Origin of the sequence: Hoylesella marshii DSM 16973 = JCM 13450, assembly GCF_000146675.1 — a bacterium.
Taxonomy (GTDB): domain Bacteria; phylum Bacteroidota; class Bacteroidia; order Bacteroidales; family Bacteroidaceae; genus Prevotella; species Prevotella marshii.
The window spans coordinates 2,466,927-2,485,191 of the sequence record NZ_GL397214.1 but is presented as its reverse complement, the minus strand read 5'-3'; the positions used below and the strand labels follow the sequence as shown (position 1 = coordinate 2,485,191).

Here is an 18,265-nt window from a genome sequence, read left to right as displayed (position 1 = left end):
TTACACGCTACGAGTGCATTTCAGATGGCCATTGTCTACAAGATATTCGGCAATCTGTACCGCATTCAATGCCGCCCCCTTGCGTATCTGATCGCCACTGAGCCAATACGTGAGACCCTTATCGGAAGCAAGGTCTTTGCGGATGCGCCCCACGAAAATGTCGTCTTTGCCGGCCGTGTCGAGCGGCATGGGGTAAACAAAGCGGGAGGGGTCGTCTTCGAGCGTGATACCCGGTGTGGCGGAGAAAGCTTGGCGCACCTCTTCAACAGTGAGTGCGCGCGCTGTCTCTACCCAAACGCTCTCGGAATGGGAACGAAGCGACGATACACGAACGCACGTCGAGGAGCATTTCACATCCGAATGCATGATCTTTCGTGTCTCGTTATACATCTTCATCTCTTCCTTTGTATAGCCGTTTTCCTGAAATATATCTATCTGCGGAATTACATTGTAGGCCAATTGATGGGGAAATTTCTTTACCGTAACAGGGCGACCTTCCACGATATCTTTATACTGTTGCTGAAGCTCTTGCATGGCCTCAGCTCCCGCCCCACTCGCACTCTGGTAGCTGGCTACGCGGATGCTGCGGATATGCGACAGGTTCTCAATGGGACATAGGGTAACCACCAGCATGATGGTGGTGCAGTTGGGATTGGCAATGATGCCACGCGGACGCACAAGGGCATCGGTGGCGTTGCATTCCGGAACCACAAGGGGCACATCGTCGTCCATACGAAATGCGCTGGAGTTATCTATCATCACGGCACCAAAACGCGTGATGTCGTCGGCGAACTCCTTGGATGTACCCGCGCCCGCCGATGCAAAAGCAATGTCTATATCGCGGAAATCGTCGTTGTGTTGCAGTAACTTTACTTCATACTCCTTGCCTTTGAAGGCATACCTGCGGCCGGCACTGCGCGATGAACCGAACAACACAAGTTGGTTGATGGGGAAGTCTCTCTGCTCGAGAATGCGTAGAAACTCCTGTCCTACTGCGCCGCTTGCCCCTACAATGGCTACTCTCATGGATGTAAATTCTTAATGGAAATGTTTTGATTTGTAAGGTTGCAAATGTACAACTTTTCGTATGATTTGCACTCGGATTTGATATTTTTTTTGCAACTTTGCACAACAAATCTGTATCGAATCCCCCAACACATGCCCGACTTGTCGCATTACCTCCCCATTACCAATCCCACACTCGTGTTTTTTGCAGTGCTGTGTGTCATTCTCTTTGCCCCCATCATCATGGGACGTTTGCGCATTCCCCATATCATAGGTATGGTATTGGCCGGAGTAGTGATGGGGAAATACGGTTTCAATATTCTGGTGCGCGACAGTTCGTTTGAGCTTTTCGGTAAGGTGGGACTTTATTATATTATGTTCCTTGCAGGTCTTGAAATGGACATGGAGGGATTGAAAAAGAATTCGCGCCGCGTGCTCGTCTTCGGTCTACTCACATTTTTCGTCCCATTTATCGTCATGTATCTTGCCGGCATCCATCTGCTGGGCTATTCCATACAGGCCTCTCTGCTCATCGGCATCCTGATGGCATCCAACACGCTGATTGCTTATCCCATTGTCGGACGATACGGTCTCCAGCGTCATAAGAGCGTTACGTTGAGCGTAGGGTCATCAATGGTCTCACTATTTCTGGCACTCGTCATGCTGGCCGCTCTCGTAGGAGCTGCCGGACAGGGTGAAGGCATGCTATTTTGGTTGTGGTTTGTGGTCAAGTTCGCTCTGTTCTGCTTGGGAACCATTTGGCTGATTCCCCGCCTTGCGCGCTGGTTTCTGCGTCGCTATTCCGATGCCGTCATGCAGTTTATCTTTATTCTTGCGGTGATGTTTCTCTGTGCTGCACTATCGGAAATGATAGACATGGAAGGCATCTTCGGTGCATTCTTTGCCGGTTTGGTGCTCAACCGATTCGTACCCCACGTCTCTCCGCTGATGAACCGCCTTGAGTTTACGGGCAATGCGCTTTTTATTCCTTACTTTCTCATCGGCGTAGGTATGCTCATCGATGTGCGCTTGTTGGCCGATGGTGGCAACACGCTGCGGGTAATGCTCTGCATGGTCATACTCGGAACGTTGGCCAAAGCCATCGCCGCTTATTTGTCGGCTTACGTGTTTCGTATGCCTCGCCCGTCGGGAAGCATGATGTTTGGTCTTACCTCCGCCCACGCTGCGGGTGCGATTGCCATTGTGATGGTAGGTATGAGGCTGGAGATTTCGCCCGGACATTATCTCGTCAATGCTGACATACTGAACGGGGTTGTTATCATGATTCTCTTTACCTGCATCATCAGTACCATGGTAACGGAACATGCTTCTAAACAAATTATTCTGTTAGATAAGTCGCACAAACAGGAGCATGAACGACAGGCCGACGACGAACACTTTCTGATTCCCGTGAAATATCCCGAGACAACCGACATGCTCGTTTCGCTCGGCATCCTCATGCGCAATCCCAAACTCAACCGCGGCATTGTTGCCCTCAATGTGGTCTACGACGATGTGAATGCTACCTATAACCAAAAGCAGGGACGACAGCTGCTCGACCATGTGAGCAAAATAGCCGGTGCTGCCGACGTGCGCGTAGAGACGCAGGTACGCATCGCCACCAACATTGCCAACGGTATCAAGCATGCGTTCAAGGAGTTCAACACCTCTGAAATCATTATGGGCATGCACCGGCACCATAATATTACGCAGAAGTTCTGGGGTGAGTTTATCAGAAGTCTCTTCAACGGATTGAATCGACAGATTATCATTGTAGACTGCGGACAACCGCTGAATACTATCCGAAAGATACAAGTAGCTGTGCCGTCACGGGCAGAATTTGAACCGGGGTTCTATCGATGGTTAGAACGACTGGCACGATTGGCGGGCAATTTGGAGTGTCGCATCACTTTCCACGGCCGACAAGATACGCTGGCGCTCATCACCGAATACCTGCGCAACCGCCACGCCGGCGTGAGAGCAGAACATGTTGTCATGGAACATTGGAACGAGCTTCCTGCCCTTGCCGCTCACGTCAAGCACGACCATCTGTTTGTTGTCATTGCTGCACGCAAAGGCACCGTGTCTTACAAAACCGCCCTCGAACGTCTGCCCGACGAACTGACGCGATATTTCTCGGGCAAGAATCAAATGATTATCTTCCCCGACCAGTACGGCGAACAAATAGACTCCATGACCTTTACCAACCCGCAGAGCAGCGTACAAGGCAGTGCCTACGAGGCGATGTCGGAATGGTGGAGACGCCGGCTAAAAGGTACCTCCGTTTGAGACAATCCAACAAGATATGATAGACATCAAGAATATAACCAAGAGTTTCGGTGCCCTACAAGTATTGAAAGGCATCGACCTCCACATTGACAAAGGAGAGGTAGTGAGCATTGTCGGTCCCAGCGGCGCCGGCAAAACCACCTTGTTGCAAATCTTAGGCACACTCGACAAACCCGACAGCGGAGAAATCTGCATCGACGGGGTAGACGTGCTTCATCTTTCCACGGGCAAACTGTCCGATTTTCGCAATCGCCATTTAGGTTTTGTGTTTCAGTTCCACCAACTGCTACCCGAGTTTACCGCCCTTGAAAACGTCATGATTCCTGCCTATATCGCCGGCACATCTGCTTCAGAAGCCAAAACGCGCGCCGCCGACTTGCTCGCTTTCATGGGATTGACAGACCGCGCCCGCCATAAACCCAACGAACTTTCGGGGGGCGAGAAGCAGCGGGTGGCCGTGGCACGCGCACTCATGAACCGCCCATCGGTCGTGTTGGCCGATGAACCTTCGGGCAGCCTCGACACAAAAAACAAGGACGAACTCCACCGCCTCTTCTTCGATTTGCGCAATGAGTTCGGACAAACTTTCATCATCGTAACCCACGACGAGGAGCTGGCGCGCATCACCGACCGCACCATCCATCTCAAAGACGGCATGATTGAGCCATAACCATCTACACCTTTTATATATACAACCCTACAAGAGAAATGAACAAAATCGTAAAAACCGCCATCATTGCCATGATGGTTGTGCAGGGGGCAGTAGCAGCCCATGCGCAAGACATGAGAAAAGAAGCCGACGGCACCTACGTTGTAAACACCACCGCGATAGGAAAAAACATCAAAGGCTTCAAAGGTGCCACACCCGTTGAGATATACATCAAGAACAACAAGATAGTAAAGGTCATTGCGCTGAAGAATATCGAGACACCCAAGTTCTTTGAGCGAGCTAAAGGTGGCGTGCTCCCTGTATGGGCGGGCATGAAAGTGAGTAAGGCCGTGAAAGCGAAAGTAGATGGCGTAACGGGCGCCACACTGTCGTCCAACGCGCTTATTAAAAACGTGCAGGCCGGTCTCGCCTATTATCAAGGCCATCAATAAACGCAGCTCATTGCGTATTGCCGACAACCTGCAGATGGAATTTTGCACACAAAATTGCTTCCAGACAATCCGCGGACAGAATTTTGCACACAAAATTGCTTCCAGACAACCCACGGACAAAATTTTGCACACAAAATTGCTTCCAGACAATCCGCGGACAGAATTTCGCACACGAAATTGCTTCCAGACAATCCGCGGACAGAATTTTGCACACAAAATTGCTTCCAGACAACCCGCGGACGGAATTTCGCACACAAAATTGCTTCCAGACAATCCGCGGAACAAAAATCGTAAACAATACAAGAGCTGAGCAATTGCTTGATAGGTCTGTTTCTTTTGTTTTTTCAGGTAGATTGCATACCTTTGCTCACGGGTTAAGTGCTTGTACCTTTGCAATACAAAAGTAATTAATCCTTGGGAGACAGTGCCCTCTCTTTTTTATTGTTTGCATTGCCGGTCGTTTTTATTCCTCCGTGTTGGAAGCGATAACCTTATCGCTTCGCACCAAGAACTTCTGCATCCAACACGGAGGTCAGCTCTTACGATCACCCATTAAGAAATTGCACTTCTATCTTGAATGTTTAGGTCTCAATTAACTTCCTTCCTCGAAGATTCCCAAAACTGATTATCAATGATTTATATTCATATGGTACAAATATGAAACATCAAAAGTATTCTAAATAATAAGAATCAATAATTATTGAGAGATATCTATATCCTCATACTATATAGACAACATCTATCGTTTGTTTTGTATTCCTACTTGTATGTGCAAAGATACTTATTCTAAAGTACATATAATTTTTATACACAACCAAACGCTTTAGTCCGCTATAATCATTTCTAATTTAGATTGGGTATCTCGAACAATTCTAGCATTTGTGCAGTCATTACTATTTAGATAAGATTGACATTTTTCTAACATATTTAAACATGATTGTCTGAACTCTGTGCATTCCTTTTCAGATAGCTTGTCCTTGAATGTCTCGTAAAATTTTTTATATAACCCAGCAACCTTAAATGGATAATGTTTTTTCTCATCCCCAGGACGAGTATTTGAAAGAATTTCATGTGCATGCCTAAAAGCCTCCATACAAGTACCAACCGATCCGTATTCTATCTCATTCTCTAAAAGGAATCGACAATAATGATTATCGATTTTATATGTTTTATAATTGTAATTTGCATTGGCAAGTGAATAGCATTTATCAAATAAGGTCTTAGATATGACATAATCCCTATTATATAATCTAGCAATAGCGTACTGTAGCCAAAAATCTATATTTGTTTTACAAAAAGCGCAGTCCTTAACAACTTCATAAAAACGATACATTTCCATTTTCCATGCATTATCATTTAGATTCAAACATGATTGAATTGTCGTAAAGTTTACAAAAGTAATTAATCTAATTCTATTTTGGGATGAGCTTTTTGACAGTACATCTAAGCGTTTTACCAATTGTATAAGAATGTCTATCACATCTCGGGGAGAATAAAGCGTCGTAAGTATATATTTTGCTACGATTGATGACTTAAATTTAATGTCAGTAGCTTCTATATCGATAAATTCTTTTATTGTTTGATTTTGGCGAAAACTGGGTTTGTTAAACAAATCAGCTCCAACCCACGTTGCTAAATCCATAATAGTAAAACGAATATGGAAGCATTCTGCAACCATCAAAAACTTAAATGCATCTTCGAATGATGTGTTTTTTGAAACTGATGTTATCGTCTCTCGGATTTTTGACGTAAGATGTGGGCTGGAAATTCTACTAAGAATAACATGGCATAATTCACTTTTACATGTGGTTTTGATATATGTTTGTCTATTTGTTTTAGCACTCAAATCTGTCCACAAAGAGTATTTATCCAATAAGACATCCAATGCTCGGATTTCGTTGTCTGATAATTTGTCAATATTTACAACCTTATATCCGTCACCCAAAACATCTTCAATCTCATCAAATATTACCTCATGAAGAGATTTACGTTCAGATGTGATAATACATATTTGTTTTGAATAATTGCGCAAAGTCCTTACTTGCTCTCGAGAAGAGTGGTAGTCATCAAAAATAACTATAGCATTTGAGAATCTTTCACATATTTCAGTTATCTCCGATATGACTCTTGAAGTATATTTGTCATAAACAAAAACCTCTTTTCCTTCTTTGGCAAGCAATAATTCAAGTTCATTCAAAAAGATAGATTTTCCATTACCTAAAGCTGATTCAATTAAAATATTATTTGAACCATTCTTAATAGCGTCTATACATTCTTGAAGTTTATTCCGGTGTATTAAGTAGGGATATGAGCTATTATTAACTAATGAATGAAAAGCCAAATGTTTATCTATATTTCCATTTAATATTAACTGATAAAAGTCAATATCACGTATTGATGGAACATCTCTATTTATATCTGCCTTATGAAAACTAACTGGAAGGAAAAGCTTAATAGTACTTGGAACGTAATTACTTTGGCAATCCTTAACCATTTGAACGAATCCATCGAGTCCAGAAGCCAACACATTCCCAAAATCAGATAGGCTACTGACATTTAATTCATCTTCACCTGATCGTACAACAAATAAGGTCTTGTCTTTGATTGTTCCAGAAACTAGTATTCTTGTCAAATCTAGATCATAATCCATAGAGAAGCCAATAAATATCAATGCCTCGGAAGCCATAACATCGGATTTGAAAATCTCAAACCATTCTGATTTGGTAAAGTCTTCTGTTAAATAACTAGCAGATGTGAGTTTGAATTCATTATCTAATTTGTCGGGAGAAAGCGAATCAATAAACCCATTAAGATGAATACAACAATGTCTATAATCCTCAGTTTTCCTATGAATAGAAGATAACGTTTTTGGAAGCAGTTGTTTTTGTGCTTTGCTATAAGCTATCTCAATAATGTTATCATAATTAGTTGTGTAGATTCGAAACCAGTTCAAACTTCCAATATAATCATGGGATGGTGATATTGAAGTAGCGCAAAACTCCTGCTTAAGCAGAGCTATTAAGTCCTCCGGCGTCTTTTTCCTAAGATATGCAGAAGAAGCTTTTCGCAAATCATCTGTCTTACTTGAATACCCGGCATCTTCCAACAATATATGTGCAAGAGCACCAGCTCCCTTGAACTTGGAATCTTTAGGATTGTTGTTTGTCGCTCCAAAAGAAAATCCAGAGCCTAAAAACAACATACAATTTCCCTCAAAAATTTTGTTTATTATTTCAGAATTTGTCATATGTCTTTATTGCTTTATAACTTAAACTCAATATTACTTATGATATTATAAACTTAAAAATCCTTCTTATCCATATTCTATACTCTTACACAATTGGAGTAAATCCGCTTCCACTCTATCCTTTAACACAAGTAGAATCCTTCGGAAGGGCATTGTAGTTCTATGAACTCTTAAAGAGATCATGGATCACTCATTCTGCTCATAATAATATGAATAATCAATGCCTTTCATAAACATTTCTCTGTTATCAATCTTGGTGGTGAGTACAGGTTCTACCAAAGACTTGATGTGCGAACTATCAGTTACACTTTCGCGCATTGCCGACAGATAATCGTTCTTATCTATCTGACTCCAATCTACACACCGCTTGAGAGAGCGCTTCAGCATGAGGTCGAGCCAAATGCGAGTGCTGCGACCATTACCCTCCATAAAAGGATGGGCAACATTCATCTCCACGTATTTGTCCATTATCTCATCAAAAGTAGTTTCGGGCATTCGCTCTATTGTTTGCAGGGTTTCGGGGAAGTGCATAGAATTAGCAAAGGTAAAACCTCCTTTTGAAATATTCTTCGTACGGATTTGTCCTACAAAGTCATACAATACTCCAAAGAGATAAGCGTGTATCTGTTGCAGACACTTGATACTGCCAGGTTCTGCCGTTTGCAAGATGCCACTTTCAAAGAGTTGATATGCTTTCTTCTTGCTCTGTCCATCAATGGTGTTGTCGCTGTAGGTAAACCAATCAAGAAATCCCATTGCCTTGACATTGGGTATTGCTTTTGCCAGTAGAACAACCCCTTCTCCATCCAACATATCTGTCAATCGTTGTTTCCCATCTGGGGCTTGCAACTTTAACTGGTTAGTAGCACTAACCAGTTCGTTATTCTCCTTCTTCAACTTAGTTTTGAGATACTTCCAATAGTTCCTTGTCTTTTGATAATCATCTTGCTCGTTAATCGCAGCAATGATGTCCAGCACAGAGAACCACCACTTATTGTGTTCGTCGTCCCATACCGCCCTTACTTCACGGTCGTTGAAGAAGAGGATTGATTTTTTAGGTTGTTCTTTATGCCTTTCCATCGTATAATGCGTTACTCGCCTTAGTATTATTCGTTTGCAAAGATAGTAAATATCATTGTGTTAGGAGGGATGAATGAGAAGAAAAAGGAGAATTCTTTTCTGATTATTTGGCAGTTCGGAAAGATTGTGTTATCTTTGCCGCCGTGAAACGTAAGAGTGTTATCAATAGCAAGATGATACGAGGCACAATGAACAATAGACAGGGTGCAGTGAACAATAGACAGGGTGCAACGAACAATAGACAAGGCATAATGAGCAATAGACAAGGTGCAATGCCGAGGCAGAAAGGCGAGAACTTTTCTGTTATTTTTGTGCCCGATTATTTGGTGGTTCCAAATAATTTGCTAACACACACACACACACACACATTCGCACCTAGCGTCTAACTACACATTTTTCACTTTCGCTTACGCGCGCGCGAAGCGTGCCGTAACCCCAATAAACAAAGGGCTCACAGGAGTTCCCTTTGTTCGCTTTTTTATGCCCTTTTGCCAACCTTGGCAAGAGGGAAATAACAACAGTTTTTCACCCACAAAATGATAGGAATATGAATAGAAAAGAATTTAGGAAGCAGGGTTATATAAAACCCGAAATCAAGATTATTGCCACGCTGCAGGAACACCTGTTGCAAGTTGTCAGCGGTCAGCACAACCCGGGACATCACGGAACGGGACCAAGCTCGGCTAAGCAGGGAATGTTCGAGGAAGACGAAGAAGATGAGACATTTCTCGATACCTCAGAAGAGGGAGCAAGCAACTGGGGAATAGAGAATTATTAATGTATTAAAAATTAAAAAGAAATGAAGATGAAGACAGACAATATATTTTTTGCACTGACAGCCGCATTGCTGCTCACAGCAAGCTGCGCAAGTGAAGACGCAACACAGATAGGTGAACAAAAACAGGAACAGAAGACCGAAAACTACACCGTATTCGTGTCCGGCAAAGAAGATACAAGCACAGAGCAACCTAAAACCCGCACATCGCTCAACTACGACACAGGAGCTTTCTATTGGGAAACGGGCGACAATATCTTTGTCAAAGATGACGGCGGCACATGGCAGACCGGCTCGAATGTCGTGAACGGAACACAACAAGCAAGATACCGCTTTCAAGTTCCGGGCGCATTTGCAAACACAAGCTATGCCGTATACTATCCCGGGAAGAACGGAACAAATGACCAAGTAACCATTTCCACCGAGCAGACACAGACCGCACCTGCAGATACCAAACATTTCGGCGAAGCCGGAGATTGCGGCTTAGGCACAGCAACAGCAGTCAGCGACGGTTTCTTTTTTAAGCTCGATCACAAGGCTGCTTACCTCATTTTTCAGCCTTACAATACAAATGCCGAATTGGAAGACTGTTATATCACCCAGATAGAGGTAACGTCTAATGGAACGAACATTGCCGGTACATACACAATATCTTCAACAGGATTGACAGAAGTTTCGGGCAGCAATAAGATTAAACTCACAACCAAAGGAACGGGCAGCTATGCCAACGGATTTCCACTAAACAACACAGCGGTAAAATTCTCCACAAATGCTGCCTATATGGTAATTGCTCCCGGTACGCACGCACTCACTGTTACATACACTGTAAAAGACTATGCCACCGAGGTAGAAGGAACTATCACCAGGCAACTTCCGGCTTTCAATTATGAAGGCAATACTTACTACGACATGACTTGTAACTTTAACATAACCAACTACCCCTCTCAACAATACTACATGTGGGATGCCGTGAACCATTTTTGGTATGGCTACGAAAGTCAGCAACCTAAGAAACAAGGTTTTGGTAGCGGTACTGATTTCCCTAAATCTGCCGCCGACCCACAAAACCGTTGGTATAACCCGGCAATATTCCCAACCGCAGCATCTCGAAGCTGTAGTAATTGCCCCAACGCAAACGAACTATGCTGGTATGTAAAGAAAGGCGACCCGCATTGGGACAATAGTACGCTTTGGACAATGGGAGGACACCTTTTCAATCAAGGAGTATGGATAAAAAAGCAGAGCATCATTGCATCGGATAACTCAACAACAATACCCGCCATGCGTTCTGCTGCTCCCGATGGCATAAATTATACAACAAGTTCAGATTCTCGTGTTGCTCAATATGAAAATTATTCTGTCAGCCAAACTAAGCCAACCAACATTAACAACTATTTCTATCTTCCCGCTCTGGGAGACTGTAGACAACAAACTAATTGGGGTCTTGGATACGGTGTTCGTTATTGGTCAAGTACGCTTTATGGACCAGACGAGCGATATCCGTGTATGTTTTACGCTTACAGCAACAAAATATGTGTTGGAGTAGATGACCGTTATGTTGGTTTTACTCTTTTCGATAGTAATAATGAAGATAAATATCGCCCTATAGGCATGTAAAATCAATAAGCAGGAAGAACTTAAATAGAAGTGGGAAATGAGGTATAATACAGGTAGCAGAGGAGAGATAGTAGGAGTCCTGTCCTACTCCTTATATACATCCTCGTGTACCCCTTATATACATCCTCCCCTACTCCTTATATACATACAGAGGCACTCCTTATATAACTCCAAAGCGGAGTGTAAAAGGGATATATTTCTAACTACAAACAACTAATTAAATTAAACAGTTATGGTAAAATTTAAAGTTATCGAGCGACTGATGAAGATTGGTCCGCTCAAGGGTAAAAAAGGTTATGGTGCTGCGCCTAAGGCACAAGAGAAGTTTTCGCAAAGTTGGCTTATACAGCGCATTGTACGCGAAACGTCGCTAAGCGAGGGCGATGTGCGCAACGTGCTTATAACGCTGCGCAACATCATTATCGAGGTGGTTACGCTGGGCGGTGCGCTCGACCTTGGCGACATTTTCTCGCTGCGCGTCTCTATGCCCTCGACGTTTATCGAGAAAGAGGAAGACGTTACTTCAAAAGTATTGAAGAAGCCGGGCATTATCGTAACGTGGAAAGACAACATCCGGCAAGCACTGAAAGGCATAGAGGTTGAGGTGGATAACCCAAAACGGAAAGGAAAGAAAGAAGGCTAAGCCAAAGCCTTAGAAAGGTGAAAAAGTGAAAGGGTGAAAAGATGCCGACGCAACACGGGCAGGCATACTTTTCACCCTTTTTGCTTTTATTAAGGGAATGAGAAATACGTACAAAGGAACTTGTACTCTTTTAGAATGGAAGATCGTTAAAAGAAGATGCCTTTTTACTCGCTTCATACTTAGCTGGAGATAAGTCAAATAAGTCTGTATGAGATAAAATAAAATTTACACCTTCTGCAGTTAGCTTACATGCTTCATATTCTTCACCATCCCAAGTTGAAGCAATAAGAGTTTCTATTAACAACTTCTTTTGCAAAAGTCTAACACCTATACTTACAGCAACTTTATTAAATCCGAGCTTTATCATTTCGTCTTGTAATTTATAAATGGACACGCTTTGCTTATCGGTCAACTGTTCTCCAACAATAAGAGCTAAAAGAGATGTTTCATAGGGCTGAAAACCTTCATTATTTTTTAATGGTGATTCTATTATTTTTTGAATGCTCTTTTGTCCTTTTAAATAAGCATTAATCTTCTCTGTTATTTTAGTTTCCAAATCATTGAAATCACTTGGGGAGCCTGTTTTGTATTTAATAATACTTTTATGACTAACGTCAAAAGGAAAAGACATTCTCCTACTTTCTTCGCATATCATCACTATATCTTTATTCTTAGCATAAGCATAGCCAAGCTCATACCAAACATTTGGATTATCTATTGAAATATCTACCAAACAAAGTGCTGCATCAGCAATCTTCTTTTCGATCCCATCAATTATATTCTTTACCTCTGGGTCTAAGTCTATCCTATAGGCGGATAGATTTGCTGCTTCAATCGCAGGTTTAAAAACTTCTGAATAACGTTTCGTGAATTCTTCATCACGAATTGGTTGAATAACAAAACAGTATCTGTTGAATCGCCCCATATTACTTTAACTTAAGATTGTCGGTTTTATTTGGTAACAAAAAAGTTAATCCCAATAACACGACGTGCTATTGGGGATTAACTTCAAATTATTCTCTTACTTCACTTCCTCAAAATCTGCATCTTGGACGGTGTCGTCAGGGTTGGTGCTTTGCGACTGATTATCGGCAGCACCGCCTTGGAAACCTTGACCGGCGTTGGGGTCGGGTTGAGCACCGCCTGCACCTTGATACATCTGTTGGCTGGTGGCCTGCATCACGGTGTTGAGGTTGTTGATGGCAGCGTCGATGGCGGCAACGTCGGCAGCCTTGTGAGCATCTTTAAGCTGCTGAAGAGCACTTTCGATGCCTGGCTTTTGGTCGGCAGGAATCTTGTCGCCGTTGTCCTTGAGGAAGTTCTCGGTGGTGAATATCATCGAGTCGGCTTGGTTCAGCTTGTCAATCTTTTCACGCTCGGCCTTATCGGAAGCGGCGTTTTGCTCGGCTTCGGCCTTCATGCGATCGATTTCTTCCTTGCTTAATCCGCTGCTGGCCTCGATGCGAATCTTCTGCTCTTTACCCGTTGCCTTGTCCTTCGCGCTGACGTTGAGAATACCGTTGGCATCAATGTCGAACGTCACTTCAATCTGCGGAACACCACGGCGAGCCGGTGCGATACCTTCGAGGTTGAACTGTCCGATGCTCTTGTTCTGCGATGCCATGGGGCGCTCGCCCTGCAGCACGTGGATGGTAACGGCCGTTTGATTATCTACCGCGGTAGAGAATGTTTCGCTCTTCTTGGTAGGAATGGTGGTGTTGGCATCAATCAGTTTGGTCATCACGCCGCCCATGGTTTCGATACCGAGCGTCAGCGGGGTTACGTCGAGCAACACAATGTCGCCCACGCCGCTCTCTTTGTTGAGGATGGCACCTTGGATGGCCGCACCCACGGCTACCACTTCGTCAGGGTTAACACCCTTCGAGGGCTCTTTGCCAAAGTAGTTCTTTACCAATGTCTGTACGGCGGGGATACGACTCGAACCACCTACGAGGATTACCTCATCGATGTCGGATGTCTGCAACTTAGCATCGCGCATGGCGTTCTGACAGGGAACGAGACAAGCTTGTATTAGGTCGTGTGCCAACTGCTCGAACTGTGCACGCGTCAAAGTCTTTACCAAGTGCTTGGGCACGCCGCCTTCTGCCGAGATATAGGGCAGGTTGATTTCCGTAGACGTGGTGCTTGAGAGTTCAATCTTCGCCTTTTCGGCAGCCTCTTTTAAGCGTTGCATGGCCATGGGGTCTTTTGTCAGGTCAATGCCTTCGTCAGCTTTAAAGCCATCAGCAAGCCATTTGATAATCACTTGGTCGAAATCGTCGCCACCAAGGTGCGTGTCGCCGTTGGTAGAAAGCACTTCAAACACGCCGCCGCCAAACTCAAGGATAGAGATATCAAACGTTCCACCACCAAGATCGAACACGGCAATCTTCATATCTTTATGACCCTTATCTACACCGTATGCCAAAGCAGCCGCAGTAGGCTCGTTAACGATACGCTGCACGTTGAGACCTGCAATCTGACCGGCTTCTTTAGTTGCCTGTCGTTGCGAGTCGGAGAAGTAAGCCGGAACGGTAATCACAGCGTCGGTTACTTCTTGTCCGAGATAATCCTCGGCAGTTTTCTTCATCTTCTGAAGTATCATCGCCGAGATTTCTTGCGGCGTGTACTTGCGTCCTTCAATGTCCACACGAGGCTGTCCGTTCTCGTTTACCACTGTGTAAGGCATGCTTTCAGCCTCTTTGCGGCACTGTTCGTAGGTTTCGCCCATGAAACGTTTAATCGAGTAAACGGTATTCTTGGGGTTGGTGATGGCCTGACGTTTGGCAGGATCACCCACCTTACGCTCGCCGTCTTTCACAAATCCTACCACCGATGGTGTGGTGCGTTTGCCCTCGCTGTTGGCGATGACCACCGGTTCGTTTCCTTCAAATACTGAGACACAACTGTTAGTCGTTCCCAAGTCTATTCCAATAATTTTTCCCATAATATGTAATGTTTATTTCTTTCTTGTTTGTTTATAATGATAACTCTGCTTAGTATTTAACAAAGGGTATGCCAAAAGTCATGCATGGCGAAAAGGCTGACACGAGAGGCGACACTTTGTCATGTTTTCATTGCATAGCTTTCACACGCTTATCCCTTAGCTTTTAGCGCGTAAAAGCTAAGTTTCTTTGTAACTCATTGATAATAAGTAGATATAAAATAGAAAACAAGAAAAGGGTTACGATTTGGTTACTACTCAAATTCCCTGAACTTCCTTGATTTGCTGTTGTTTCAAACAACTCCTGTTACTAGTGCAAAGATAAATAAAATGTGCTGTATGGCCAAAGAAAACACTTGTTTTTTCTTGTCGGACAGACTTCTGTTGTCATTTTGGTGGTTTAATTGTCTTGTTGAAATCCTTTTTATCTTTGGCAGAAATAAGTTATATCCTCTGTCTTCGTAAACTTCGCTATCAGGCATAACACATTCCTGCCACATTTCTGTGTATCTTTTGACGAAGATAATATAGATATTAGCAAGCCTCTCAATTGCCACGTAGTAGTAAACCATGTGGTACAGCTTACTAACGGGAAAAGGCGGAAGCACGCAGGCAAGCCATTGAGCAATACCAACGCGAACAGCTTGCCAAAATGCGCAGCCGCAGCGACCACCCTAAGAAAGCTGAAAACAAGATTGTACAGCCCTTCTTATTCGATTAAAACGATGAAACCGAGAAATAGATTTCAAAAGCAGGTGGCGGAGTTGAGTAAACAACTCCGCCACCATTACCGAGACGCAACAAGTTTGTTTTTTCGTTATTGTTTCAAGCATTATGCCATCAAGAGAGCGGACGGCACGGATACTTGTACAGAGTGCGTACATTCGTGGAAGAGCGATGGTATCATAATCACATTCAAAGATTGGCAAGTCTTGTGTTTCTTTTATATGCAATCTTACCAAAAGAAAGGAGGCTTCGTTTACTTTTACCAACCTCTTTTTTGTTTGTTTTTATGCACCTACGCAGCAAATCAAAATTACCTACGTACCTATTTTCAATTTGGTACGTACCTAATTTTAGGTTGATAGGAATGCCGTGAATTTTCACTCGCCATCTCATCCTTAAAAGGCTACAAAAGGACGGACATGAGGTAAGCTTCCATCCTTATTCATGTAGGTGAAAGTCATCCAAGTGTCTCCTGACATTATATTAAAAGCCCAATAGTTATTATACTCGGAACTCGACCAATAATACCTATTCTCATTATTGTCTGTAAATGAAGTACCATTCGCAGCTTTAAAAGCACGATTAACGATGCTACCTTTAAATGGATAAGCAGAATCATCTGTAACTTGACTACCATCGCCAAATCCCAACTTCATAAATACTTCTTTCCATTCATACCAGCTTGGTAAATACCAAACGCCGGATTTATTGATATTTGTTCCGGTAAGTGTAGCCTTACTTGTTAAATCTGGACTTTTATAAAAGTTACCTGCATAATAGTAGGCAGGAAAGAGTAAATCTTCTGCCTTTGCTTTACCTTTATAGTTCTTTTCCCATGTCCACACTTGTCCGCTTGTGGTATTACTCAGCCCTTCTTGGTAAGTAAAAAACATTTTAGAATTGCGTTGTCCCCAATTATGATAATCGTCTGCATCAAACTTTGTCTTTGCTCCCCCATTGGCATCCCAAAGAGCAATAGCTCGATGTGGGGCAAATACAATTGCAATGGGCGTATGTCCTTGACGACCGCTTTCACTAAGGTGACCTGTTTTGCCATCCTCAAATAAATATTGATGGCGTGGCATTAATTTTATAGTGAGTGTATATGCGCCATTCGCTTCAAACATGCCTGTGGCTTTCAGTTTACGAGTGCCCTTGGTATTGATATTGGCATAATAGACAGTTCCGCCTGTTATTTGATAGATTAACTCCTCGGGCTTTGTACCTGCCAACACTGAAAGATATTGATTGCCTGTCACCGTTGTTAAATCATCATTTAAAACAGCGTCATGTACAGTGTCTGTGATATCATAACTTTGTGTTTGCATTTTGGCATCACTACTTTTGGTTGAGCTTGTACTTAATGTACCTAAAGTAAAATCATAAACAATAGAAGCCGGCACTTGATTGGCTTGGTAGCCTAAGGTTGCTATCACATTTGTAGGAGTCATTGCCGCAATAAGCTTTGTACGAACACGTGCTCCAATATGCTTCATAGCAAACTTCACTTCTTTGTCGTTATTATCGTTAATCGTAACACTTTGTTTGTCTATGAGTGCGGTTGCAGCATTGGCAAGGGTTACAGTAAATGTACCGTCATTGTTATCTTGCACTTTATCATTAAAGCATACAAAGGTATAGGTGCTACCTTTACTCACCCAGCTATAACGAGCTTTTGGACTTGTAATATTCATCACACCACTACTCATCGTAAAGGTGATTTTCTGTTCTATACGCACACCATCTTTGTAAGCTACGATGGTGTAATTGCCATCACTCATTGGTTTTGGCGCACGCGTTGTTTCGGGAGCTACTTCGCGCTCAATGCTCACTTCGGCTTCTACACCTTCTCCCAAATCCACCTTTTGCGGAGTGGTGGGCAGCGGATTGCGTGTCTTTATCTCGGTATCTGCGCCAAAAGGTGCTTCGCTAATGCTGAACTTCAAACGTCCTGCATCCACGGTTACACCCGCATCTTCTTTTATTTCTTCTTTTGTTTCGTTGCTGCAAGCTGCAAAGAATACAGCAACTACTAACAATAAGGTTGTTGTAAATGTTTGTCGTTTCATCTTTTCTTTGTTTTACGTGTTTAAAAACCTAAATCAATTTCGAAGTCATCACCCTCGCGGTCTCCTTTATCGTCATAATCGTCTTCGGTAGAACCTTGTCCTATTTTAACCGATGTACATATCATGCTCAACTGTTCTACGGGGATCACCTCAATGCGAGGTGGTAGATAAGACTGTCTATCACTTGCAGGTTGCACCGACATATCGGCTACTTGCCTTGTTTGAATTTTACTGTTCATAATTAAATATAACCTGAAATATTGATTAAACTCGTTTTATTTTTTCTTTTGCGTCTTGCAAGCAAAAGGACACAAAAAAGCGAACAAAGGGAACTCCTCGGAGCCCTTTGTTGATAGGGGTTACGGCACGCTTCGCGCGCGCGTAGGTGAAAATGTTTAAAGTACTATCTGAGCGACGGTGCGAATGTGTGTGTGTGTGTGTGTGTGTTAGCAAATTATTTGAAACTACCAAATAATAAGACAGAAAATTAGCAGAGAAATGAAGATTTCTCTGCACCGGTATTGCACTCTGTTGTGCTACCCTCTGTACCTTGCTATTTATAACACTCTTACGTCTCACGGCGGCAAAGGTATAACATTCTTTTTAAACTGGCAAATAAAAGGAAAAGAAATGTTAGAATATGTATTTAGCTCCTACAGCTCCGCCAGCACGCGCACCTCCACCTTCTCGGTCTTCTCGGTGGTGTAGGAGAGGTATTCCTCGATCCAGTCCTGATTGGTGGCGTTGCTGCGGCTGTAGCGTGAGAGCG

At 43.2% G+C, this 18,265-nt stretch carries 13 protein-coding genes and 1 pseudogene; 7 read left to right on the top strand and 7 right to left on the bottom strand.

Features of this window, described 5'->3' with window-relative positions:
* Positions 1 to 1,026 (bottom strand): aspartate-semialdehyde dehydrogenase, encoded by a 1,026-nt coding sequence (locus HMPREF0658_RS10260; protein WP_006950680.1) that lies wholly within the window; start codon positions 1,024 to 1,026, stop codon positions 1 to 3.
* 132 nt (positions 1,027 to 1,158) lie between these two features.
* Between HMPREF0658_RS10260 and HMPREF0658_RS10255 the strand changes: the two genes are divergently transcribed.
* The 3 genes from HMPREF0658_RS10255 to HMPREF0658_RS10245 are packed head-to-tail and all read left to right on the top strand — an operon-like array spanning position 1,159 to position 4,395.
* Complete coding sequence (locus HMPREF0658_RS10255; protein WP_024991076.1) at positions 1,159 to 3,294, top strand: cation:proton antiporter; 2,136 nt, start codon at positions 1,159 to 1,161, stop codon at positions 3,292 to 3,294.
* A gap of 16 nt (positions 3,295 to 3,310) precedes the next feature.
* On the top strand, positions 3,311 to 3,964 hold the full coding sequence (locus HMPREF0658_RS10250) for an ABC transporter ATP-binding protein (RefSeq protein WP_006950678.1): 654 nt from the start codon (positions 3,311 to 3,313) through the stop codon (positions 3,962 to 3,964).
* A 38-nt stretch (positions 3,965 to 4,002) separates the two neighbouring features.
* Positions 4,003 to 4,395, top strand: a complete 393-nt coding sequence (locus tag HMPREF0658_RS10245; RefSeq protein WP_006950677.1) for an FMN-binding protein — start codon at positions 4,003 to 4,005, stop codon at positions 4,393 to 4,395.
* A gap of 823 nt (positions 4,396 to 5,218) precedes the next feature.
* Here HMPREF0658_RS10245 and HMPREF0658_RS10235 read toward each other — a convergent pair.
* Positions 5,219 to 7,642, bottom strand: coding sequence for an SIR2 family protein (locus HMPREF0658_RS10235; RefSeq protein ID WP_006950676.1), 2,424 nt, complete (start codon positions 7,640 to 7,642; stop codon positions 5,219 to 5,221).
* 186 nt (positions 7,643 to 7,828) lie between these two features.
* Positions 7,829 to 8,722, bottom strand: a complete 894-nt coding sequence (gene fic, locus HMPREF0658_RS10230) for a protein adenylyltransferase Fic (RefSeq protein WP_006950675.1) — start codon at positions 8,720 to 8,722, stop codon at positions 7,829 to 7,831.
* Positions 8,723 to 9,269: 547 nt separating this feature from the next.
* Between fic and HMPREF0658_RS10220 the strand changes: the two genes are divergently transcribed.
* The 3 genes from HMPREF0658_RS10220 to HMPREF0658_RS10210 all read left to right on the top strand — a co-directional run bounded on the left by HMPREF0658_RS10220 (position 9,270) and on the right by HMPREF0658_RS10210 (position 11,757).
* On the top strand, positions 9,270 to 9,500 hold the full coding sequence (locus tag HMPREF0658_RS10220; protein ID WP_006950673.1) for a hypothetical protein: 231 nt from the start codon (positions 9,270 to 9,272) through the stop codon (positions 9,498 to 9,500).
* Positions 9,501 to 9,521: 21 nt separating this feature from the next.
* Positions 9,522 to 11,114, top strand: a complete 1,593-nt coding sequence (locus HMPREF0658_RS10215; RefSeq protein WP_006950672.1) for a hypothetical protein — start codon at positions 9,522 to 9,524, stop codon at positions 11,112 to 11,114.
* 232 nt (positions 11,115 to 11,346) lie between these two features.
* Positions 11,347 to 11,757, top strand: coding sequence for an HU family DNA-binding protein (locus HMPREF0658_RS10210; RefSeq protein WP_006950671.1), 411 nt, complete (start codon positions 11,347 to 11,349; stop codon positions 11,755 to 11,757).
* 130 nt (positions 11,758 to 11,887) lie between these two features.
* On the opposite strand, the gene HMPREF0658_RS10205 is transcribed toward HMPREF0658_RS10210, so the two are convergent.
* Together HMPREF0658_RS10205 and dnaK are read right to left on the bottom strand one after the other, a co-directional pair.
* A complete protein-coding gene (locus tag HMPREF0658_RS10205) occupies positions 11,888 to 12,682 on the bottom strand; it encodes a hypothetical protein (protein WP_006950670.1) in 795 nt (264 codons plus the stop codon).
* A 96-nt stretch (positions 12,683 to 12,778) separates the two neighbouring features.
* Positions 12,779 to 14,704 (bottom strand): molecular chaperone DnaK, encoded by a 1,926-nt coding sequence (gene dnaK / locus HMPREF0658_RS10200; RefSeq protein ID WP_006950669.1) that lies wholly within the window; start codon positions 14,702 to 14,704, stop codon positions 12,779 to 12,781.
* Positions 14,705 to 15,147: 443 nt separating this feature from the next.
* Between dnaK and HMPREF0658_RS12065 the strand changes: the two are divergent.
* Positions 15,148 to 15,422: pseudogene (locus HMPREF0658_RS12065) on the top strand (Cas9 inhibitor AcrIIA9 family protein).
* 400 nt (positions 15,423 to 15,822) lie between these two features.
* On the opposite strand, the gene HMPREF0658_RS10185 reads toward HMPREF0658_RS12065, so the two are convergent.
* Positions 15,823 to 17,496 carry a fibrobacter succinogenes major paralogous domain-containing protein gene (locus tag HMPREF0658_RS10185; protein WP_006950665.1) on the bottom strand — a complete coding sequence of 558 codons (1,674 nt, stop codon included), beginning with the start codon at positions 17,494 to 17,496 and terminating at the stop codon, positions 15,823 to 15,825.
* A 20-nt stretch (positions 17,497 to 17,516) separates the two neighbouring features.
* The gene (locus HMPREF0658_RS10180) at positions 17,517 to 17,735 is read right to left on the bottom strand and encodes a hypothetical protein (RefSeq protein WP_006950664.1); all 219 of its coding nucleotides are present in this window, start codon (positions 17,733 to 17,735) and stop codon (positions 17,517 to 17,519) included.
* Positions 17,736 to 18,265: the final 530 nt, after the last annotated feature.